The sequence below is a fragment of the Campylobacter sp. RM9328 genome (genome assembly GCF_012978615.1).
Map to the genome: position 1 here is coordinate 1 of NZ_LIWF01000080.1, position 369 is coordinate 369.

Annotated in this window: 1 pseudogene; it reads right to left on the minus strand. The window is 34.7% G+C overall.

Annotated features, from left to right (window positions below):
- Positions 1–369: pseudogene (locus CCAL9328_RS10780) on the minus strand (response regulator); the annotation flags it as partial.

The following is a 369-nucleotide window of genomic DNA, read 5'->3' on the forward strand; positions in this document are numbered from 1 at the left end:
GCCTAGATCTTTTAGGGATTTTATCTCGATTTGCCCTGTGATTTTATCTTGGATTTTAGCTGCGCTCACCACCAAATCTATATCTTGATTTAGCTCTATTTGAGTGGCGAATTTAGCATTTAAATTTAGCTCTATATCAAAGGCTTTACCGCTATCTTTATAAAGCTCATTTACGATTATCTCCCTTCCGCTGTTAAATTTAAGGGTAAATGTGCCATTTTTATTAATTCTTATAGCTGTTAATGCGTCTGTGTCTTTAAGCATATTTGCGGTATTTGCTCTATCTTTTTCAAAGCTATCTTTAACTTTTTGTAGATTTTCTAAGGTGAAGTTAAGTCCGGTCGCAGAGCTAAATTCACGCTCTATAGA